The 20,414-nt window shown below is 49.4% G+C and carries 19 protein-coding genes and 3 tRNA genes; 10 read left to right on the top strand and 12 right to left on the bottom strand.

Annotated features, from left to right (window positions below; all coding sequences use genetic code 11):
• Window positions 1-35 precede the first annotated feature (35 nt).
• Entirely contained in the window at window positions 36-1,643 is a 1,608-nt protein-coding gene (locus tag O6P33_RS11345; RefSeq protein WP_269817888.1) for an FMN-binding glutamate synthase family protein, read from the top strand.
• 71 nt (window positions 1,644-1,714) lie between these two features.
• On the opposite strand, the gene O6P33_RS11350 is transcribed toward O6P33_RS11345, so the two are convergent.
• Together O6P33_RS11350 and O6P33_RS11355 are read right to left on the bottom strand one after the other, a co-directional pair.
• Window positions 1,715-2,539 carry a CheR family methyltransferase gene (locus O6P33_RS11350; protein ID WP_269817889.1) on the bottom strand — a complete coding sequence of 275 codons (825 nt, stop codon included), beginning with the start codon at window positions 2,537-2,539 and terminating at the stop codon, window positions 1,715-1,717.
• A gap of 66 nt (window positions 2,540-2,605) precedes the next feature.
• Complete coding sequence (locus tag O6P33_RS11355) at window positions 2,606-3,538, bottom strand: chemotaxis protein CheV (RefSeq protein ID WP_269817890.1); 933 nt, start codon at window positions 3,536-3,538, stop codon at window positions 2,606-2,608.
• An 82-nt stretch (window positions 3,539-3,620) separates the two neighbouring features.
• On the opposite strand from O6P33_RS11355, the gene flgA reads away from it, so the two are divergent.
• From flgA to O6P33_RS11375, 4 genes are all read left to right on the top strand, one after another.
• Window positions 3,621-4,376 carry a flagellar basal body P-ring formation chaperone FlgA gene (flgA, locus tag O6P33_RS11360; RefSeq protein ID WP_269817891.1) on the top strand — a complete coding sequence of 252 codons (756 nt, stop codon included), beginning with the start codon at window positions 3,621-3,623 and terminating at the stop codon, window positions 4,374-4,376.
• 163 nt (window positions 4,377-4,539) lie between these two features.
• Window positions 4,540-4,872: a flagellar biosynthesis anti-sigma factor FlgM gene (flgM, locus tag O6P33_RS11365; protein ID WP_269817892.1), complete on the top strand. Its 333-nt coding sequence runs from the start codon at window positions 4,540-4,542 to the stop codon at window positions 4,870-4,872.
• Between the two features lie 40 nt (window positions 4,873-4,912).
• A complete protein-coding gene (locus O6P33_RS11370; RefSeq protein ID WP_269817893.1) occupies window positions 4,913-5,380 on the top strand; it encodes a flagella synthesis protein FlgN in 468 nt (155 codons plus the stop codon).
• 96 nt (window positions 5,381-5,476) lie between these two features.
• Window positions 5,477-6,220: a flagellar brake protein gene (locus O6P33_RS11375; protein ID WP_269817894.1), complete on the top strand. Its 744-nt coding sequence runs from the start codon at window positions 5,477-5,479 to the stop codon at window positions 6,218-6,220.
• A 110-nt stretch (window positions 6,221-6,330) separates the two neighbouring features.
• Here the strand turns inward: O6P33_RS11375 and O6P33_RS11380 are convergent.
• The 6 genes from O6P33_RS11380 to O6P33_RS11405 all read right to left on the bottom strand — a co-directional run bounded on the left by O6P33_RS11380 (window position 6,331) and on the right by O6P33_RS11405 (window position 11,587).
• A tRNA-Glu gene (locus tag O6P33_RS11380) sits at window positions 6,331-6,406 on the bottom strand.
• 149 nt (window positions 6,407-6,555) lie between these two features.
• Window positions 6,556-6,631 (bottom strand) — tRNA-Glu (locus O6P33_RS11385).
• 57 nt (window positions 6,632-6,688) lie between these two features.
• Window positions 6,689-6,764, bottom strand: a tRNA-Ala gene (locus tag O6P33_RS11390).
• A gap of 120 nt (window positions 6,765-6,884) precedes the next feature.
• Complete coding sequence (locus O6P33_RS11395) at window positions 6,885-8,669, bottom strand: ABC transporter ATP-binding protein (RefSeq protein ID WP_269817895.1); 1,785 nt, start codon at window positions 8,667-8,669, stop codon at window positions 6,885-6,887.
• Complete coding sequence (locus tag O6P33_RS11400; RefSeq protein ID WP_269817896.1) at window positions 8,656-9,294, bottom strand: DsbA family protein; 639 nt, start codon at window positions 9,292-9,294, stop codon at window positions 8,656-8,658. Before O6P33_RS11400 ends, O6P33_RS11395 begins: the two co-directional genes overlap by 14 nt.
• A 256-nt stretch (window positions 9,295-9,550) precedes the next feature.
• Window positions 9,551-11,587: an NADPH-dependent 2,4-dienoyl-CoA reductase gene (locus O6P33_RS11405; protein WP_269817897.1), complete on the bottom strand. Its 2,037-nt coding sequence runs from the start codon at window positions 11,585-11,587 to the stop codon at window positions 9,551-9,553.
• Window positions 11,588-11,766: 179 nt separating this feature from the next.
• Between O6P33_RS11405 and O6P33_RS11410 the strand changes: the two genes are divergently transcribed.
• From O6P33_RS11410 to O6P33_RS11420, 3 genes are all read left to right on the top strand, one after another.
• The gene (locus tag O6P33_RS11410) at window positions 11,767-12,810 is read left to right on the top strand and encodes an AraC family transcriptional regulator (protein ID WP_269817898.1); all 1,044 of its coding nucleotides are present in this window, start codon (window positions 11,767-11,769) and stop codon (window positions 12,808-12,810) included.
• Between the two features lie 208 nt (window positions 12,811-13,018).
• On the top strand, window positions 13,019-13,768 hold the full coding sequence (gene nagB / locus O6P33_RS11415) for a glucosamine-6-phosphate deaminase (protein WP_269817899.1): 750 nt from the start codon (window positions 13,019-13,021) through the stop codon (window positions 13,766-13,768).
• A 23-nt stretch (window positions 13,769-13,791) separates the two neighbouring features.
• A complete protein-coding gene (locus tag O6P33_RS11420; RefSeq protein WP_269817900.1) occupies window positions 13,792-14,472 on the top strand; it encodes a DUF4197 domain-containing protein in 681 nt (226 codons plus the stop codon).
• 94 nt (window positions 14,473-14,566) lie between these two features.
• On the opposite strand, the gene O6P33_RS11425 is transcribed toward O6P33_RS11420, so the two are convergent.
• Window positions 14,567-15,343 (bottom strand): ferredoxin--NADP reductase, encoded by a 777-nt coding sequence (locus O6P33_RS11425; protein ID WP_269817901.1) that lies wholly within the window; start codon window positions 15,341-15,343, stop codon window positions 14,567-14,569.
• Window positions 15,344-15,441: 98 nt separating this feature from the next.
• On the opposite strand from O6P33_RS11425, the gene O6P33_RS11430 reads away from it, so the two are divergent.
• Window positions 15,442-16,368, top strand: coding sequence for a LysR family transcriptional regulator (locus tag O6P33_RS11430; RefSeq protein WP_269817902.1), 927 nt, complete (start codon window positions 15,442-15,444; stop codon window positions 16,366-16,368).
• An 814-nt stretch (window positions 16,369-17,182) separates the two neighbouring features.
• Here O6P33_RS11430 and O6P33_RS11435 read toward each other — a convergent pair.
• Window positions 17,183-17,548 carry a glutaredoxin domain-containing protein gene (locus O6P33_RS11435; RefSeq protein ID WP_269817903.1) on the bottom strand — a complete coding sequence of 122 codons (366 nt, stop codon included), beginning with the start codon at window positions 17,546-17,548 and terminating at the stop codon, window positions 17,183-17,185.
• A 131-nt stretch (window positions 17,549-17,679) separates the two neighbouring features.
• Here O6P33_RS11435 and O6P33_RS11440 point away from each other — a divergent pair, with 131 nt between their 5' ends.
• Entirely contained in the window at window positions 17,680-17,892 is a 213-nt protein-coding gene (locus O6P33_RS11440) for a DUF3820 family protein (RefSeq protein WP_269817904.1), read from the top strand.
• Between the two features lie 21 nt (window positions 17,893-17,913).
• On the opposite strand, the gene dbpA is transcribed toward O6P33_RS11440, so the two are convergent.
• Entirely contained in the window at window positions 17,914-19,296 is a 1,383-nt protein-coding gene (gene dbpA / locus O6P33_RS11445; RefSeq protein WP_269817905.1) for an ATP-dependent RNA helicase DbpA, read from the bottom strand.
• A gap of 82 nt (window positions 19,297-19,378) precedes the next feature.
• A complete protein-coding gene (gene epmB, locus O6P33_RS11450; protein WP_269817906.1) occupies window positions 19,379-20,398 on the bottom strand; it encodes an EF-P beta-lysylation protein EpmB in 1,020 nt (339 codons plus the stop codon).
• Window positions 20,399-20,414: the final 16 nt, after the last annotated feature.

Here is a 20,414-nt window from a genome sequence, read left to right on the forward strand (position 1 = left end):
TTGAAAATGCTTAATCAACACTGTTTGGAGATTGTATGCTGATAACACGTTACGCAGTATTTGCTGCGGCCATTGTAGGCAGCCTGATCACATTGCTACTGGCATTGAGCAACCCTTGGTGGCTGCTGCTCAGTGTGATTTTCATTGCCTTAACTGTAGTCGGCATCATTGATGTGCGGCAAAACCATTCCACTTTACGCCGTAACTACCCTATTGCGGTGCACATTCGCTATACCTTTGAAACCTTGCGTCCCATGCTGCGCCAATACATTGTCGAAGCCGATGATGACGAAGTACCTTTCTCCCATGACCAGCGCACTTTAGTCTATCAGCGCTCTAAATCTGAGCTAGAAACCCGCGCCTTTGGTACCGAGCAAAATGTGTATGGCACCCGCTACGAGTGGATCAACCACTCGATTACGCCCACAAAAGTCACTGCATCTGACTTTCGAGTCAACATTGGTGGCCCCGACTGCAAACAACCTTACTCGGCGAGTATATTTAACATCTCTGCCATGAGCTTTGGCTCACTGTCTCCCAATGCTATTCGCGCCTTAAATAAAGGCGCACGCCTTGGGCAGTTTTATCATGATACAGGGGAAGGCTCGATTTCCAGTTACCACCGCGAACACGGTGGCGATATGGTCTGGGAGTTAGGTTCAGGCTACTTTGGTGCACGCAATGATGACGGCACCTTTAGCCCAGAGCGCTTTACTGAGCGCGCCACTCTTGCGCAAGTTAAAATGATTGAACTTAAACTGTCCCAAGGGGCTAAACCTGGGCATGGCGGCATGCTCCCCGGTGCTAAAGTAAACGCTGAAATTGCCCGCACCCGCGGTGTCCCTGAAGGCCAAGATTGTATCTCGCCGGCATCGCACTCAGCCTTTTCCACCCCAGAAGAACTGCTGCAGTTTATTGCGCAATTACGTGATCTTTCTGGTGGCAAGCCAACCGGCTTTAAATTAGCCATTGGCCACCCATGGGAATGGTTTGCCATTGCTAAAGCCATGCTCAGCACTGGCATTACCCCAGACTTTATTGTTGTCGATGGCGCTGAAGGCGGTACCGGTGCTGCGCCACTGGAGTTTGCCGATCACATTGGCACGCCCATGCGCGAAGGCCTAATGCTGGTACATAACACCTTAGTTGGGCTCAATTTACGCGATAAAATCAAAATTGGCGCTGCTGGTAAAATCATTACTGCTTTTGATATTGCCCGCACTCTAGCGCTTGGTGCGGACTGGTGTAACTCTGCGCGCGGCTTTATGTTCTCTTTAGGCTGCATCCAGTCTCAAGTTTGCCATACTGACCGCTGCCCAACGGGTATTGCCACCCAAGACCCAAAACGCTGGGAAGGTTTAGACGTTCCAGATAAAGCCACTCGGGTGCATAACTTCCATACCCGCACCGTGGCCACATTGCGTGAGCTTATTGAAGCGGCTGGCTTACAGCACCCCAATGACTTAGGGCCTGAGCATATTATCCGTCGCGTCTCGCCGACGCTGGTGCGCTCTCTCTCTACCCTGCACCCTTATTTAGCGCCAGGCGACTTACTCAACCCAGTAACCTTACCTGAGCACGTGGTGTTCCAACGTTTTTGGCCAGGCGCCCGCGCCGATAGTTTCGCTTTTGAGAAGCCCTAGAAAGCTTGATTTACCCCAGAATGCACAACGGCCTATATAACATAGGCCGTTGTGCATTCTGGGGTAAATACTTACTTAGCTTGATAAATAATACCGGGACTGCACTGCACCATACTGTACAACTCTGGCAAGCCATTGAGTGCTTCCGAGGCGCCTAAAAACAAATAGCCGCCGGGTTTTAGCGTGGCGTGGATGCGAGTCAAAATATCTTTTTTAGCTTCTGCGGAAAAGTAAATCAAGACATTTCGGCAGAAAACCACATCAAATTTACCCAACCCAGCGTAACTGTCGAGTAAATTTAAGGCGCGAAACTCCACACGGTTTTTAATCGCCGGTTTCACCGCCCAATGACCACTTGCGGTCTTATCAAAATACAGTTGCAAACGCTCAGCGGATAAACCACGGGCTATGGACAAACTGTCATATTCGGCAATTTTACAGGCCTGCAACATGCTGGGAGACAGATCGGTGGCAACAATTTGCGCACTGACTTTTTTGCCCAAATTAGCGCGTTCATATTCATCCAAGGTCATTGCCAATGAATAAGGCTCTTGACCCGACGAACAGGCAGCGGACCATATACGCAAACGTTGATGAGGTTGTTTTTCCAGCAACTCAGGCAGCACTTTATTAAGCATCACGGTAAAAGGATAGGTGTCCCGAAACCATAGCGTTTCATTGGTGGTCATGGCATCCACCACTTGCTCTTGCAAAGCGCCACGCGGCTGCGCTTGGATGCGCGCCATCAATTCAGTGAGAGATTTAATGCCGTGTTCATCCTGCAACCTTCTTAAGCGACTGGTTACCAAGTACTGTTTATTGTCACCTAAAACAATGCCAGACTTGTCCTCCAGAAACTGTCTAAAAACATTAAACTCAGATTGTGAGACCGTCACATTCACCGCCTTGTATAAAAATAGCGCATCAAAATATATTTAAAGATCGCACCTAAGATAGCGCAACTATAACGCATCAACTGCTTTTATGCGCTCCACAACGCGCTCAACCAAATCATCTGGACGAAACTTAGCTAAAAAATCATCGGCTCCTACTTTTTCCACCATGGCTTTATTAAAGACACCCGACAACGAGGTGTGCAATAAAATATGCAAATCAGCCAACTGAGGATTATTGCGTATTTCAGCCGTTAGGGTGTAGCCGTCCATTTCTGGCATTTCAATATCAGAAATCATCATAATAAATTCATCTGCAGGTTTTTTGCCAGACTCCAATATGGCATGCAAATACTCATACGCTGCGCGACCATCATTTAATGCGACAACCTCAACTCCCACCGCCTGTAAACAACGCAACACCTGTTTGCGCGCAACGCTGGAGTCATCAACAATCAGTATCTTCTTACTCAAAGCACTGATGCGTACCCGCTCAGTTAACAGCTCGGTGGATATTTCCTCAGAAGAGGGTGACACCTCGGCGAGCACTTTCTCCACATCAATGACTTCAATCAGTTGATCATCTAAACGCGTCACTGCAGTTAAATAGTGATCCCGCCCTGTACCCTGCGGTGGCGGATGAATCTCTTCCCAGTTTAAGTTCACTATGCGCTCAACCGCGCTGACTAAGAAACCCTGCTCTTTCATATTGTATTCAGTGATGATGACAAAACCAGCAGTGCCGCGGCTTAGCTTTTTCCCAGCAGTGGCTAGAGCCAGGTCGATTACCGGAATCGTTCGTCCACGCACACTGGCCACTCCACACACCACCGGATCAGACTGCGGCAATACCGTTAAGTTGGGGCACTGCAGCACTTCTCGAACTTTAAACACATTAATGCCGTACAACTGCTCACCATTAAGGCGAAACAACAACAGCTCTAAACGATTTTGTCCCACCAACTGTGTTCGCTGGTTTACCGAATCCATTACACTGGCCATAGTCAGGCTCCTAACAATACATTTATTTCTTGCCTGTACGCTTTACAATAAAACTGGGCACATTTATTGCTACTATTATTATATGCAAATACTTAAGACGTTTTTCTGGCACAGCATTAAAAATACCCGCTTTTTTAGTAAAGCAGCCTGTCTGTGCTTACTCATTTTTTTCGCCACTGGAGCCTTTGCGCAAAGCATTCAAGAACAAATTATCGGCACCAGCCAAGCTTTTCTTGAGCAGATAACCGCAGAGTACCTCGCCGACAATACAATCACTGGCCGCCATAGGGTAAAAATCGGTCGCCTTGACTCACGCTTACGCTTACCTGTCTGCGCAATCCCTTTGCAGGTCAGCCTAGAAAGCCCAGCTCAACCCATTGGCCGCGTGACCCTGCGTGTGCGCTGCGACAGCAATGCACCCTGGACTATTTTTGTCCCCGGCCAAGTTGACCTGTACCGTGAGGTTGCAGTTTCATTGCGCTCACTGGCACGCAACAGTGTGGTGCAAGCTGCTGATGTACAGCTCGCTGAGCGTGATGTTAGCAGCCTCAGACAAGGCTACATACTTAATCTTGAAAATGTTATTGGACAAAAGCTGACCCGCCCCATTCAGCCCAACCAGGTTATCTCTGCCAACTTTTTAAAAGCCGCTGCCGCTGTTAATAAAGGCGATGCAGTAGTGATCAGCGCCCGTGGCAGCTCAATGTTTGTACGCATGCCCGGCATTGCCCTGGAAGAAGGTGCGATTGGACAACAAATTAAAGTACGTAACGCACGCTCACAACGCACTGTACATGCTCGTGTCACAGCCCCTGGTCAGGTTGAGGTGGCAATGTGAGACGCTCTGCAGTAAAGTATTTTACCGATAAAATCACTCTCGGTTTAAAATTATCCGCGCGAACAGCGCAGCCGCTGCTCCATGTTAAATTAGCGCTAAAGTTATCTAAACAGCAGCCGATCATATGGCAAGCGTTCCAATACCGTATTTGAGGTGTAACACCATGGCTATCGACTTTAACCGCACAAATAACAATGCAGCACTGAACAAACCGGCAACGCAAGGTTTGCAGCACAGCTCTGCGCAAGTTAAAAAAACAGACTCTGCAACAATTACTCAACCAGAACAAACCAGCAAAACGCAAGTGTCTGGCGAATCTGTACAGCTGAGCCAAAATGCTCGCCAACTGCAAAGCGTTTCGGAGAAAATCGCTAATTTACCCAGCGTTAACTCTGAAAAAGTAGCACAGCTAAAGCAAGCCATTGCCGATGGCAGCTACCAAATAGACAACGAGCGTGTCGCCAGCAAAATGCTCGGTTTAGAAGCACAACTGTAAGTGCTCGCAACCACTCTTTAAACGGTAGACGAACGCCACTATGACAGACCAGCGCATACTTGAACTCTTGCTCGCCGACATTGAGACGGCACAACAACTCTCCGACATCCTTGAACAAGAGTTTGCAGCATTAAGCGAGCGCGAACTGGAGACACTGCAAAAACTCTTAGCAGAAAAACAGCCCGCTTTACGCTTACTGGAGCAGCACAGCACTGAGCGCAGCCAACTGCTCAAGCAGAGCAACCTTAGCGCGGACCAGCAGGGTTTAAACACTCTTGCTGCGCAATCGCCACTGGGTCAGCAATTACAAGACAGCAGCGCCCAACTCAACACTCTGATTGAGGCCTGCCAAGCAGCCAACTTGCGCAATGGTCGTTTAATTCGCAGCAATCAAAGCAGCGTCAATAGCATGCTGGATATTATCCGCGGCACCGACGCACCAGCACTTTACGACAAAACTGGTAATGCTGCATACGGCAATAAACAGCGACCCTTTAGCCAAGCCTAAACATTAAAACAGTCCCGACAAATGGCAATTGCTGCTATAATTGGCTATTAAAATATATTTAAAATAGCTGAGTAACGATAAGGGGTAACACCGACAGTGTCTGACTTGTTCTCTGAAGGCAAGGCTTCGCAGCCGCCCCAACATCTCACCTCCCCCATAGAAATAAACAGCCATCTACGCGCCATCATGCAGGCTAGAGACCCGCTGGAAATACGCTTCGCAGATCGCCAGCAAGTTTTCCAAAGCTATATCGTGGCCGTTGATCGTGACAACAACCGCATTGCTTTCGACGAACTGATCCCTAACGATGGCGAGCGCCACCTTTTAAGCGGCGAAACATTCAGTGTCGTAACCCACCGTGACGGCGTACGCATCGCTTGGTCACACAGCCAATTAGCCTTAGCCGACACCCTTGATGGTGCACCTTGCTACTGGCTAAGCCTGCCGCAAGATATCAGCTACCACCAACGCCGCAATGCTTTCCGCGCCGACACCCTGCCAGAGCAAGACCTAGAAGTATCCATTAGCGGCTCCAAGCTCTCAGAGCAAATCAGCGGGCGCTTGTTAGATATTTCAGCCACCGGCTGCAAAGTACATATCAAACAAGCCAACTCCCCGTTACAACCTGGTCAGCTCTACGAATCCTTCTCCATCTGCCTGCCGTCAGGCACGATCTGCTTAAGCGCAGAGTTGCGCCACTTAAAAACTGAAGAAGCCACGCAGTCAATCCAGGCAGGCTTTCAATTTCACCAACTCAGCGGGGCGGCGCAGCGCACCATTGAACGTTTTGTCTACCAATTACAGCGGGAAGCGCGCCGCAGTGATGATGCGCTATTTTAACCAGCTAGAGTCCAACCCCAATTAGCACAGTGCTATCAATACTGAATTTTAGACACAAAAAAACCAGCTTTTAGCTGGTTTTTTTTGCTTTAAGATTAACTCTTAAAAGATGGCGTCCCCTAGGGGACTCGAACCCCTGTTACCGCCGTGAAAGGGCGGTGTCCTAGGCCACTAGACGAAGGGGACAAAACCTTCGAGAACAAGCACAGTTAAATGCCTGTTAGTGTTGTATTGAGCTGAACGATTTAAGCCGTTACTGCACTATGATGTAACTTTTCACATGACTGACTGGGTGTCAGTTGGTATTACATTTCAGAGTATTGGCTCTAAGAATATGGCGTCCCCTAGGGGACTCGAACCCCTGTTACCGCCGTGAAAGGGCGGTGTCCTAGGCCACTAGACGAAGGGGACGAAACCTTCTAAACATAACAACATTCATGTTATGCCACTTTCAATTGAATAAGAAAGTGGTGGAGCTAAACGGGATCGAACCGTTGACCTCTTGCATGCCATGCAAGCGCTCTCCCAGCTGAGCTATAGCCCCATTTGGTGGACGGGGCGTATAATAGGAAAATTAAGACTTGCTGTCAAGCTGGTAATCAAAACTATTTTATATTTACGCAAATTACTCATTCTGCACTGCAATGTAACCGGCTTATCAGAGTTAACATTGGAGCGTGCCGTACAGTTGAGCATACAAGCCATCTTTGGCAATCAGCTGCTGATGCGTACCACTCTCAGCCACTCGGCCATCGGCCAGTACTAATACACGATCCGCCTGCCGCACTGCACTTAAACGGTGCGCAATGATTAAGGTTGTGCGGCCAGCTAAAAAAGTATTTAACGCTTGATGCACAGCAAATTCAGTGGCGCTATCAAGCGCCGATGTTGCCTCATCTAAAATAACGATCTTAGGGTCACTGAGCACCATCCGCGCAATAGCCAAACGCTGCCGCTGTCCACCGGACAAACGCACGCCAGCACGACCAATAATACTGTCCAATCCGTCTGGCAAGGCGCGCACGGTCGCAGCCAACTGAGCAACCTCCAAAGCCTGCCAGCAAGCTGCATCGGTTGTGGCGCGCCCCATATTTAGGTTCGCCCGTAAAGTGTCGTTAAATAACGCCGGAGCCTGCAACACTACCGCGGTATGCTCACGTACCCCAGCCAATCCCACTTCTTGCAAGGTGGCATCGGCATAACGTATGCACCCTGACTGTGCACTATATAAACCAAGTAACAGCTGCACTAGGGTACTTTTGCCACCACCACTGGCGCCAACAATAGCAACTTTTTCTCCAGCGGCAATATCAAAGCTTAAACCCGCCAGCACTTGCTCTTGCCCATAAGCAAAATACAGTTCATCAACGCTAATGGGCACAGTTTTCTGACCAGCGAAAGGATCTTTCCGCGCCGGATAATCCACCTCGTCTTGACGCTCCAGCAATTGATTAATACGCACCATCGCCCCATCGGCAGCATAAAACGCATACTGCAGGTTCAGTAATTGCTCGATTGGCCCGATCATAAACCACAAGTAACTAAAAACCGCGAGCATCTGGCCAATGGATAAATCCGAAAACAACACCGTTAGCATTGCTACCGCACGAAAAATATCAATTCCGTACTGGAACAAGAGACCACTGGCTCGCGCGGCAATATCGGTTTTCCACTGTGACGTGATCGCCCGATCACGCACCTGCCGTGCGCGCTCCAATAAGCGCTGAAAAAAGAACCCCTGATGATTGCCCACCCGCACTTCTTGAATAGCATCGAGGGTTTCATTTAGGGTTTGGGTAAAGACTGCAGTGCTATCATTTTCCAGCTTTTTTAAATGTTTGACGCGCTTACCCAGCTTAATGGTAAAAAACACCACCAAAGGATTGAGCAACAAAATCAATAAAGCCAACTGCCAATTCATCCACAGCAGCACCCCTGCGGCCCCGATTAAGGTCAATAAAGACACTAAAAAGCGGCTGAGGGTTTCGCCAATAAACTTATCCAAGGTTTCGAGATCAGTCACCATATGGGTGGCTACTGTGCCGCTGCCCAAGCTTTCATACTCACTGAGCGAGATGCGCTGCAAGCGAGCCAGCAAACGCTCTCTAATTTGATACACCACATCCTTGGACAGATGGGTGAACATTTTACTTTGCCCCACATTAAACAATAACGAGCCCATTCGGAGCACAAAGGTTAACACCAGCATAAAGCCGATATAGCCCACTGCCTGCTGCCAAATACTGGGCAGCATATAATTCATGATCTCTAACGCTTCACCGCCCTGTCCCAACAGCACCTCATCCACCAGCAGTGGCAATAACAAAGGAATGGGTACGCTGCATAAAGTAGCCAGCACCGCGAGCAGGTTAGCCAGAATTAAACTGCGTTTATGCTGTACAGCTAAGCGACGAATCTGTGCCCAGCTGATTTGATCAGGTGCCAACATTGGTGGCAATCCAGCGTTCGAGTAAGGGTTGCAGCGCCGAATATGGCTGATAGCCGTTCGTGAGCAAGGCATACTGTTGCTGATGCTGGGCTAACACAGTGGGAAACCCTCTCACTGCTAAGTTTTGCACCCAGGCAAACTCTGTTTGTAGCGCCACATGCGTATCTGCTGCATCAAGACCTTGAGCAAAAGCTTCTGGCCTATACCCTGCTTGCGCAGCAATTTCTCGCAAAACTACCGCCCGGGTAATATCTTGCCCACCTTGATAAAAGGCCTGCTGTAAGCGTGCTAAAAAATCAAACAAAAGGCTTGCGTCGAGCTCTCGAGCCACTACAAGAGCACGGCAAGCTGGCTCTGTGTCGTATAAAAAGCCACTGGGCAAGGCATCAGTAAAGTTAAATGGCTGGCCTGTAGCTTCAGCCACGGCGCGCCAATGTCGCAAGATGTAGGTGCGTTTTTGTTCATCCAATACCGCTTGCTCACCGGTACGTAAGCCGCCGACGCGCAAGGTTGTTGCCACCCCTGCCGCTTGCGCCTGCTCAAGTAACTGCTGCATGACTGGGGCAAACCCCCAGCACCATGAGCACATCGGATCCATAATATAAACCAGCTGCGGGCTGTGCATCGCGCGCTCCTAGTGCTTTCTGCCTCATCCATTGGCGCCGCTTAGCGCTCAATATATGAGCCATCTCTCATTAATGATGAAAGATTCTATTTGCTGAAAAACACAAGTTTACCCGATCCAAACAGCACTTTAAGGTTTCTCTGCAGTTTTTATTGAGCACCCCTGCTTTCACAGCAGCGCATAAATATCGCGCTGAAATAAAAACAGCGCTGCGGGTCACCCCTACAGCGCTGTTTTCTGTCTCTGACGCGGTATTTTACACCGCAGCAGCAACTCGCGAACCTTGGTCAATGGCACGCTTGGCATCCAGCTCAGCAGCCACATCCGCACCGCCAACCAAGTGCACTGTCACCCCTGCGGCTTCCAACTCTGCTTGTAATTCACGTAAAGGGGTTTGCCCTGCACATAAAATCACATTATCCACCGGCAATACCTGCGGCTCACCACCGGCCACGCTAATATGCAGACCTGCATCGTCCACACGCAGATACTCAACACTTGGGATCATCTCCACTTGTTTAGTTCTGAGGCCAGCGCGGTGCACCCAACCAGAGGTTTTACCCAGTCCCGCCCCCACTTTGCTCTTTTTACGCTGCAACAAATACACTTGACGCGCTGCTGCTGCAGGCTGCGGTTGCACCCCAGCAATCCCACCGCGGGCTTCCAAACCTAAATCAATGCCCCACTCTTTCCAGAAAGCATCAGTATCTAAGCTGGTGCTCGCACCACTGTGAGTCAGTAGTTCAGACACATCAAAGCCAATGCCACCCGCGCCAATAACTGCAACCTTATCGCCAACCGGCTTACGTCCTAAAATAGCATCCAGATAGCCCATTACTTTTGGATGGTCAATTCCAGGGATTTCCGGTACACGTGGGACAATACCTGTAGCCAAAATAACTTCATCGAAGCCTTGCGCTAGCAGTTCTTGCGCATTCACCCGCTGGCCAAGCTTAACGTTGACCTTGGTAGCTTGCAGTTTCTGCTGGAAGTAACGCAAGGTTTCATAGAACTCTTCTTTGCCTGGAATCAGCTTGGCAACATTAAACTGCCCGCCAATTTCTTCTGCCGAATCAAATAAAGTCACCTCATGACCACGCTCCGCTGCCACTGTTGCTGCCGCCAAACCAGCAGGGCCAGCGCCGACCACGGCAATCTTTTTCACCGCGGTGGTGGGAATATAATTCAATTCTGTTTCATGGCAGGCGCGCGGGTTCACCAAGCACGAGGTTAGCTTGCCGCTGAAAGTGTGGTCCAAGCAGGCTTGGTTACAACCAATACAGGTATTGATTTCATCTGCTTTACCGGCTGCGGCTTTATTCACAAACTCAGGGTCAGCCAAGAATGGACGAGCCATGGAGATCATATCTGCGTCATTTTCTGCCAGAATTTGCTCAGCTACTTCTGGGGTATTAATCCGGTTAGTGGCCACCAACGGAATCGAAACCTCACCGCGCAATTTCGCTGTCACTTTGGCAAAAGCACCACGGGGCACTTTAGTGACGATGGTGGGAATACGTGCTTCATGCCAACCAATACCGGTATTGAGAATGGTTGCACCTGCAGCTTCCAGAGCTTTAGCGAGCTCAACCACTTCTTCCCAGCTGCTGCCATTCTCCATTAAATCAAGCATCGACAAACGGAAAATAATAATAAAGTCAGCACCGACTGCTGCACGCACACGGCGCATAATTTCTAGCGCAAAACGCATGCGGTTCTCGTAGCTGCCGCCCCACTGATCAGTGCGCTTGTTGGTATGCATGACCAAAAACTGGTTAATTAAATAACCTTCCGAACCCATAATTTCGACGCCATCATAATTGGCAGACTTAGCTAAGACCGCGCAATTGACAAAGTCTTGGATCTGCTGCTCGATGCCTTCTTCATCCAGCTCCTTGGGTTTGAAAGGGTTAATCGGCGCTTGAATCGCACTGGGCGCTACAGACTTGGGGCTATAAGCATAACGTCCCGCATGCAAAATTTGCATACAAATCTTTCCGCCTGCCGCGTGCACTGCAGCGGTAACAATTTTATGCTTTTGCGCCTCTTCAGGGGTGCTCAACTTGGCTGCACCGGCATAAACACTGCCTTCCTCGTTAGGGCCAATGCCGCCCGTTACCATAAGACCTACACCGCCGCGCGCACGCTCAGCAAAGTATGCAGCCATGCGCTCAAAACCATTCGGACGCTCTTCCAGACCGGTGTGCATCGATCCCATCAATACACGGTTTTTCAGCGTGGTAAACCCAAGATCAAGGGGTGCCATTAAATGCGGATAATGTGGATTTGACATCAAGACTCTCCAAAACAGGTACAAACACGGATTGCTGGTTTTTCTTATGCACAATACAGGCAGTGACCAGTCAAATATTGCTTAACACAATAAACAGCTCTGCAGGCCTTCTCAATGACCCAAACGAACAGTTTTATGACTATAATAAACACCCGATTTAAACAAAAGCCACCCACAATATGAAAACAACACGCCCCAGCATGCGCTTAGGTGATTTATCCATGGGCTTTGTACACAGCATCGCAGCTGCCATTGAGCAGCACCAGCATTGCGCCGCACAACTACTGGAGCGGTTCGAGCTCAGCCCTGAGCGTTTAGCTGAACCCCATGCGCGCTTATCGATTCCGCGCTATATGCGCTTAGGCCATGCTGCTACGCAACTTACCGGCAACCCTGCGCTGGGTTTAGTGATTGGCGACAAAAGCGCACTGCACCACTTAGGTTTAGCCGGCGTCACAGCAGCCCAAGCCCCCACACTACGCGCTGCAGCACGCTGTATTAGTCGCTTTGAGCCGTTATATGCCCAAAACTATCGTGGCGCCAGCCAATTTATTGAGGACAGCGAAGGCGCTTGGTTTAGTTTTTATTCTATAGCCCCCTATAACGCCTATAACCGCTTTGTGGTGGAGTCAGTATTGCTCGGTTGGATCAGTCATTTGCGGCAAGTGTGTCAAAGCCACATAGACATCGACTTACTGCAGATAGAGTATCCCGAGCCAAGCTACGCAGCGGTTTTCCAGCAGTATTTAGACTGCCCAGTAGAGTTTAACGCCGAACATAACCGCATTCGCTTTAACCAATCAAGCCTAGCCCTGAGTAACCCACAGCACTGCTCCAGCACTTGGCATGCGCTACTGGAATTATGCGAGGAACAACTGGCACTGAAAACCCGCAGCTACAGCCTAGTCGAACAGGTCGCACAGCTCCTAGCTCCTCTACTTAAACAGGGCGAGCCGAGCATCGATCAAGTTGCGCAGAAACTGCAACTGCCAGCGTGGACGCTACGACGCAGACTGGCTGCACAGGGCACACAGTTTCGCCAGTTGGTCAATGACACGCGATTTGATTTAGCCAGCAGTTACATTCGCGATACAGATTTAACCTTTAGCGAAATATCCTGGTTGTTGGGATTCTCTTCTCCAGAGGCTTTTCAACGTGCTTTTAAACGCTGGGCTCAACAAACCCCAGGAGAGTTTCGTCATGCTGTTGTACGCAAAGCATAGAACATAACGATACTGGCGTGGTCTTAGAAATAATGAGTTTATGGCGTAGCTCTCTGAGCGCCCTGTACTTTAAACTTCCGATTCCCGCCAAGCGCAGGGCTACAGATAACTTAAGCCCAAGAGTTTTCCTATATATCGCACTACAGACAAGGTTATAATTACAATAATTAAGTGCTCTATACCTATTTCCAGATGAAGATATTGACCCATGTATAAAATTTTTGAAACGGTAGACGAAGTGTCACGCTACACAGCGCAACGCTTACTCGATAAAATTAAAGCCTTGCCCGCTGCCGCTTTAGGTCTCGCCACCGGCAGCACCATGGAGCCTGTTTACGCGCAACTATTGCAGTACCTGCAACAATCACCAGTTGACCTATCTAAGCTGACTACCTTTAATCTCGATGAATACATTGGTCTCAGCGCTGAGCACCCGCAAAGTTATAACTATTATATGTATCAACACCTGTTTAATAAGCTGAATATTCCAGCACAAAACGTGCATCTACCCGACGGGCTCACCACTGATATTGAGACTGCTTGCCAAACGTACTCCAACGCCATTCAAGCACTAGGCGGATTGGACTTGCAGCTTTTAGGTATTGGCTCTAATGGTCATATTGGCTTTAATGAGCCTCTCACCTGCTTTAATAGCCGCACCCATGTGGTTGAGCTGTCGGAACAAACACGCATTGATAATGGCCGCTTCTTTACCGATCAAAGTGAAGTCCCCACCCACGCTTTAACTCTGGGGATTCAAGATATTCTTGAAGCTAAAGAAATTATTTTAGTTGCTACCGGCAACAATAAAGCAGAAATCATGGCGCAATTATTTACCAGCGCGATTGATGAAACATTACCCGCATCCGCCCTCAAACAGCACCCTAACTTCACCATAGTACTGGATCGAGAAGCGGCAGCATTACTTCCCGAGCAGGCTCTACAACAAGCCATTTAAACGCCACAGTAAGGGGATTTATTATGCGCGCCTATATTTTCGGACTGATTGGTTTAGTGTTTGCCGCGCAAGTTAGCGCCTTTTCACTCAGCGATCTACAGCAAAATCCAACCGGTGAAGGCCTCAAAAGCATGCTGGAGCAAAGCACCCAAATTGCGGTTGCTCAACTCAGTCAACCCGGCGGTTTTAGCAATAATCCTAATGTACATATTGGCCTACCCGGTAACTTAGGCAAAGCAGCCCGTGCCATGAAAATGCTGGGTCAGGGCAAGCAAGTGACGGCCTTAGAAAACAGCATGAACCAAGCTGCCGAACAAGCCATGCCCGAAGCTCAGGCATTATTGCTTGATGCAATTAAAAAAATGACCATCAGCGATGCCAAAGGCATCTTAGCAGGCCCGAACGACTCAGCAACCGCCTACCTTGATCGCAGCAGCCGTGAGCAACTGCGCAGTCGTTTCCTGCCGATAATTACCCAAGCCACGCAATCTTCTGGCTTAGCTCAGCAATACAATGAGTTTGCTGGGCAAGCAGTAAATTTTGGTGTGATTGACGCCAAAAATGCTTCCATTGAAAACTATGTGGCAGAACAAGCACTGGATGGCTTATTTACTATTATGGCCGAGCAAGAAGCCAGTATTCGCCAAGACCCAGCGCAGGCTGCCGGCGATGTGGCGAAAAAGGTTTTTCAGCTGCTGCGCTAAACAAGCACGACTCATAAGGCAAAATACCGCTTTGCAGCAAATTGCAAAAGCGGTATTTTTCTTAGCGCAGTAGGTTTATTGCAACCAATCAGCACTACTTCTCAACAAAGGCTCGCTCAATTACATAGTCCGCAGCAACCCCTAAGCGCGGTGAGACCTTTAAACCAAACTCATTGAGCATGGCACTGGTGTCTTCCAACATTTCAGGCCCACCACAAATCATGGCGCGGTCGTGCTCAGGATTGATCGGCGGCAAACCTATATCGGAAAATAATTTGCCACTGCGCATTAATTCGGTAATTCGCCCTTGGTTACGGAAAGGCTCCCGCGTCACCGTTGGGTAATAAATGAGCTTATCGCGCAACTGCTCACCAAAGTATTCATTCTGCGGCAAGTTATCAGTAATAAAGTCACTGTAAGCCACATCACTGACATGACGAACACCGTGCACTAAAATAACCTTTTCAAAGCGCTCGTAGGTTTCCGGATCTTGAATCACACTCATAAAAGGCGCTAAACCTGTGCCGGTACTCAGCAGATACAGGTTTTTACCCGGCAGTAAGTCGCTGAGCAACAGGGTCCCCGTTGGTTTTTTACTGACGTTAACGCTGTCGCCAGTTTTTAAGTGTTGCAGGCGTGATGTTAGGGGACCATCTGGCACTTTAATGCTAAAAAACTCTAAATGATCTTCATAGTTTGGACTGACAATTGAATAGGCACGCATCAGCGGGCGACCTTCCACTTCAAGGCCAATCATCACGAACTGGCCATTTTCAAAACGCAGACCTGGGCTGCGGGTCGTCTTAAAACTAAACAGGCTGTCATTCCAGTGATGAACGCTTAAAACCTGCTCCACATTCAATTTGCTCATAACACGCTCCTGCGAAAATAAAGATTGATTAGAGTGTATGTTGAAAACACTAATCTGTTAAATTGTTAATATGTATTAATCATATTGAGAAAATAGATATGCGCCTCACGCTTCGTCAATTACAGGTCTTTACCTGCATTGCTCAGCATCAAAGTGTCTCGCAAGCAGCAGATCAGCTGGCGATGTCACAGTCGGCAGCCAGCACCTCACTTAAAGAACTTGAGCGCAGCTACGACTGCTTGTTATTTGACCGCGCCGGTAAGCGTTTAATTATCAATGCTTTAGGTCTGGAGCTATTGCCTCGGGCTTTAGCTCTGCTTGAGCAAGCGCAGGCGCTAGAAAGCCTCTTAACCGACAATCATGGTTTTGGATCGTTATCGGTGGGCGCGACCATGACCATTGGTAACTATTTGGCAACGCTGCTTATCGGGCACTTTATGCAACTCTACCCAAGCTGCAAGGTGCGTTTGCATGTGCATAATACTGCGCAAATTGTGCAGCAAATTGCCAATTACCAGCTTGATTTAGGTCTGATTGAGGGCTACTACCAAGACAACGATATTGTTGCGGAACCTTGGGTGGCTGATGAATTAGTGGTTTTTTGCGCGCCGCAACATCCACTCGCGCAGCAAGGGCGGGCGAGCTTAGCGGAACTGGCGAATGAGGCCTGGATTGTTCGTGAGCAAGGCTCTGGTACGCGTTTGGCCTTTGAGCGGGCCTTTCAACATCATCAGCGTCCGGTGCATATTCGTTTGGAGCTAGAGCATACCGAGGGGATTAAGCGCGCGGTGGAATCTGGCTTGGGCATTGGCTGTATTTCCCGTCTTGCACTACGGGATGCTTTTCGCCGCGGCACTTTAGTGGCCCTTGAAACGCCTGAACTAAACCTGACCCGTCAATTCACCTTTATTTGGCATAAACATAAGTTTCACAGTGATGCTATGAGTGAGTTTCTAAACCTGTGCCGCACCTTGACAAAAAACATTCAGCGCAGTGATCAAGTTGATTTAGCGACACTTTTGTAAGAGCTGAGCAGAAGGTGTGTATGCCGTACCGTGCAACCCCTCCACGAGCCTTCCTGGCTCGATTCGGGCGCTACACCAACCATGGCTCCGCTTGCCACAGCACCCGCACGCTACGCATTGATCATCGGCATGGCCTGCCAGTCTTCTATAAGAGCTGACTCACAACAAGTAAGGCGCATCCTGTGAGACTTAGCTTTAAACCCTGCAAAAAAAGATGAGCCCTATGCAAATAGTGCCAACAGCGCCGCAGGTCAACGAGTATTTCAGGGTTGGTGTGACGAGCGCAGCCAAGGATGGCGCAGCGCCGGAGTTGAACCCAGGACGGGTTCATCGACGGATAAACACCAACCCTGAAGTACGGTATGCACCCTAATTACCAGCACTCTAACTTATAAAACTTTCAGGAAAAGATGAGCCCTATGCAAATAGCGCCAACAGCGCCGCGGGTCAACGAGTATTTCAGGGTTGGTGTGACGAGCGCAGCCAAGGATGGCGCAGCGCCGGAGTTGAACCCAGGACGGGTTCATCGACGGATAAACACCAACCCTGAAGTACGGCATGCACCCTAATTACCAGCACTCTAACTTATAAAACTTTCAGGAAAAGATGAGCCCTATGCAAATAGTTCTAACAGCGCCGCGGGTCAACGAGTATTTCAGGTTGGTGGATAAGCGCAGCCAAGGATGGCGCAGCGCCGGAGTTGAACCCAGGACGGGTTCATCGACGGATAAACACCAACCCTGAAGTACGGCATGCACCCTAATTACCAGCACCCTGAAGTACGGCAAACACGGAGCGCGCAGCAAACTCAAACTTAAGCAAAACGCTCTTGCAAGTAAGCAATAATATCATTGGACTCATACATCCAACGCACTTCACCCGCTTCCTCAATACGCAAGCAAGGCACTTTAATACGGCCACCTTCGTGCTCAAGCTCCTGCCGAAACTGCTGATTATTTTTTGCATCACGCAATTCAATTTTCACATTTAAAGCATGCATCGCACGGCGCACTTTCACGCAAAATGGGCACGCATTAAACTGATACAGCGCCAAACTTTTAGCCGCCGCATCCACTTCTGCTTGTTTTTCTGCAGTACGCTGCTGCGCTTTAGGGCGCGTCAACCAGTCTGCAAAAATAATTAACTGGCCCAAACCATTACGCAAACCTTTTACAATCATTGAAATCCTCTCACGCAATTAAAAGATAAGTCATGAGCATACCGAATTTACAGCCCGCTCTTTCCACACATGCACAACGCAGCAATATTTGCGACTATAGCAGCCCAGCCATCATTCTCTAGTAAAAGCCCATGCAAGCCAAAGACCTACAACGCCTCGTGACCACGCCAATGCCCTTTGGCAAATACCAAGGCCGCCTAATCGCCGACCTCCCCGGACAATACCTAAACTGGTTTGCCCGCGAAGGGTTTCCCAACAGCGATTTAGGCCGCTTACTCGAACTGATGCATGAAATTGACCATAACGGCCTCAGTGATTTACTCACACCACTGCGTAACAGCTAAGCCACCGCACACACCCAAAACTTAAAGTACACGCACCTTTAAGCTGCGGCCTTTAATCTTACCGGCCTCTAAACGCTGCTGTGTTTGTCGCGCCAGCAAACGCTCCACAGCAACAAAGGCTTGATGATCAAAAATCGAAATCTTGCCCACCTGCGTGCCAGTTAAACCGCCAATACCGGTCAAAGCACCCAAAATATCACCGGGACGCAACTTGTCTTTACGGCCAGCAGAAATACATAAAGTCGCCATGGCGGGCAATAAAGGCTGGCCATCGGATTCTTTTAAGCCATTGAGTGCATGCCAGTGCAGCGGCTTTCTCAACTGCTCTTCAATCGCGCTGGCACGGTTGCCTTCTTTCGGCGCGACTAAGCTAATGGCAATCCCCTTCGCCCCAGCACGACCGGTACGGCCAATACGGTGCGTATGAATTTCCGGATCACGGGCCAGCTCAACGTTAATCACCATCGGCAACGCATCAATATCTAAGCCGCGCGCCGCCACATCGGTAGCCACCAACACACTGCAACTGCGATTGCTAAACAGCGCTAAAACCTGATCACGCTCACGCTGTTCTAAATCACCGTGCAACGCCAACGCTGAGATTTTCTCGCTATTGAGGTAATCCGCTAGATCTTGGGTTTGCTGCTTAGTAAAGCAAAAAGCCACACAAGCATCGGGGCGGTAATGGCGCAAAATACGCTCCACCGCAGCTTCGCGCTGCTCAGGAGTAATCTCGTAAAAATGCTGCTCAATTTGATGCTCAGCGTGCTCAACATCCGCTTTAATATGCTGCGGATCACGTAAAAAGTTCGCGGCCAGCTGCTGAATACCTTCAGGAAAGGTCGCAGAGAATAACAACGTCTGACGACGCTTCGGAGTGAACTCAACAATGTCAGCAATGCTGTCATAAAAGCCCATATCCAGCATGCGGTCAGCTTCGTCTAAAACCAGCGTATTCAAACCGGATAAATCCAATGTGCCTTTGCGGGCATGCTCCAAAACACGTCCGGGGGTACCCACAACGATGTGCACACCATGCTCCAGCGAGCCAACTTGCGGGCCAAAAGGTACGCCGCCACACAGCGTCAGCACTTTAATGTTGCCTTCAGCCCGGGCCAAACGGCGGATTTCTTTGGCAACTTGGTCAGCCAACTCACGGGTTGGACACAACACTAAAGCCTGACAACCGAAGTAACGCGGATTCAGTGGGGATAAGATTCCAACGCCAAATGCAGCAGTTTTACCGCTACCGGTTTTTGCTTGGGCAATCACATCTAGTCCTTTTAAAATCACCGGCAAGCTTTGCGCCTGAATCGCAGTCATGCTGCTGTAGCCAAGATCAGCTAAGTTGGTTAATAACGCTGCCGGTAACGGCAAGCTGGCAAAATCAGTTGGTGTACTCACAAAAATTTTCTAACCTTAATAAATGCAACGCTCAGTGTAGCAAGCCGCGCTCTACTTGCGGTGGAATTATCCAGCCTTCACGCTAAAAAGCATGTAAAGGCGTTTTATGCGGCTGCCCCGCTTCTTCACGGACTAACTTGGGCACCAAATAACCCGGTAGGCGCGCCAGCATCTGCTGGTACAAGGTATAGGCCTCAGCACTGCTCACATCAAAATGCTGCGCACCTTGCACCCGATCCAAAACATGCAAGTAATACGGCAGCAGATGGTGATTAAACAGCTTCTCACTGAGTTCAATCAGCACCTCAGCACTGTCATTAACGCCTTTGAGCAGTACTGTTTGATTGAGCAGCGTGATGCCTGCTTGACGCATCATTGCTAAGCGCTGGGCATGCAGTGGTGACAGCTCTTGTGGGTGATTGACGTGCAGCACTAAGCTGCTGCGCAAACGGGTGCGGGTTAATAGCTCAATCAGCTGATCAGTCAGGCGCTCAGCAATCACCACCGGTAAGCGCGAGTGCACACGCAAACGCTGCACATGGGGAATCTGCGCAAGCTGCTCAACCAAGTCGGCCAAATGCGCATCTTGCAGCATTAATGGGTCGCCACCACTGAGAATCACTTCACTGATACTGCTATCGGCAGCAATATAGTCCAAGGCCGACTGCCACTGCGAACGACCTAGACGGTTGTCGCTGTAGGGAAAATGGCGACGAAAACAATACCTGCAATTGATTGCACAACCACTGGCGGCTAATAACAGCACACGACCATGATATTTATGGATAATACCGGTTGCCACATTGGTGTCTTGCTCGCCCAGCGGATCAGCGCTATAACCTGGGTGCAGCTGATCTTCAGCGGCCAGCGGTAAAACTTGCAACAATAATGGATCCTGTGGATCACCTTTAGCCATACGCTGAACAAAAGGACGCGGCACCAATAACGGAAATTGTTTGGCCAGACTTAAACCTTCGGCAAAGTCCGATGGTTGCAGCTCTAAGGCCGCTAATAACTCATCACTACTGCGCAGCGACTGGGCCAGCAGTTGCCCCCAGTCCGCTAGAGGAAAAAATTTCTCGGTTTGCGCTACACTAGGCATTTTATAAGACCTTAAA

This window comes from Denitrificimonas caeni (genome assembly GCF_027498055.1).
In the GTDB taxonomy this organism is placed as follows: Bacteria; Pseudomonadota; Gammaproteobacteria; order Pseudomonadales; family Pseudomonadaceae; genus Denitrificimonas.

Bases quoted from the DNA above. Each gene is read 5' to 3' on its own strand.
- O6P33_RS11345 (WP_269817888.1), top strand. From the start codon at position 36: ATGCTGATAACACGTTACGCAGTATTTGCTGCGGCCATTGTAGGCAGC.
- O6P33_RS11355 (WP_269817890.1), bottom strand. From the start codon at position 3,538: ATGGCCAGTGTAATGGATTCGGTAAACCAGCGAACACAGTTGGTGGGA.
- flgA (WP_269817891.1), top strand. From the start codon at position 3,621: ATGCAAATACTTAAGACGTTTTTCTGGCACAGCATTAAAAATACCCGC.
- flgM (WP_269817892.1), top strand. From the start codon at position 4,540: ATGGCTATCGACTTTAACCGCACAAATAACAATGCAGCACTGAACAAA.
- O6P33_RS11370 (WP_269817893.1), top strand. From the start codon at position 4,913: ATGACAGACCAGCGCATACTTGAACTCTTGCTCGCCGACATTGAGACG.
- O6P33_RS11395 (WP_269817895.1), bottom strand. From the start codon at position 8,669: ATGTTGGCACCTGATCAAATCAGCTGGGCACAGATTCGTCGCTTAGCT.
- O6P33_RS11400 (WP_269817896.1), bottom strand. From the start codon at position 9,294: ATGCACAGCCCGCAGCTGGTTTATATTATGGATCCGATGTGCTCATGG.
- O6P33_RS11405 (WP_269817897.1), bottom strand. From the start codon at position 11,587: ATGTCAAATCCACATTATCCGCATTTAATGGCACCCCTTGATCTTGGG.
- O6P33_RS11410 (WP_269817898.1), top strand. From the start codon at position 11,767: ATGAAAACAACACGCCCCAGCATGCGCTTAGGTGATTTATCCATGGGC.
- nagB (WP_269817899.1), top strand. From the start codon at position 13,019: ATGTATAAAATTTTTGAAACGGTAGACGAAGTGTCACGCTACACAGCG.
- O6P33_RS11420 (WP_269817900.1), top strand. From the start codon at position 13,792: ATGCGCGCCTATATTTTCGGACTGATTGGTTTAGTGTTTGCCGCGCAA.
- O6P33_RS11425 (WP_269817901.1), bottom strand. From the start codon at position 15,343: ATGAGCAAATTGAATGTGGAGCAGGTTTTAAGCGTTCATCACTGGAAT.
- O6P33_RS11430 (WP_269817902.1), top strand. From the start codon at position 15,442: ATGCGCCTCACGCTTCGTCAATTACAGGTCTTTACCTGCATTGCTCAG.
- O6P33_RS11435 (WP_269817903.1), bottom strand. From the start codon at position 17,548: ATGATTGTAAAAGGTTTGCGTAATGGTTTGGGCCAGTTAATTATTTTT.
- O6P33_RS11440 (WP_269817904.1), top strand. From the start codon at position 17,680: ATGCAAGCCAAAGACCTACAACGCCTCGTGACCACGCCAATGCCCTTT.
- epmB (WP_269817906.1), bottom strand. From the start codon at position 20,398: ATGCCTAGTGTAGCGCAAACCGAGAAATTTTTTCCTCTAGCGGACTGG.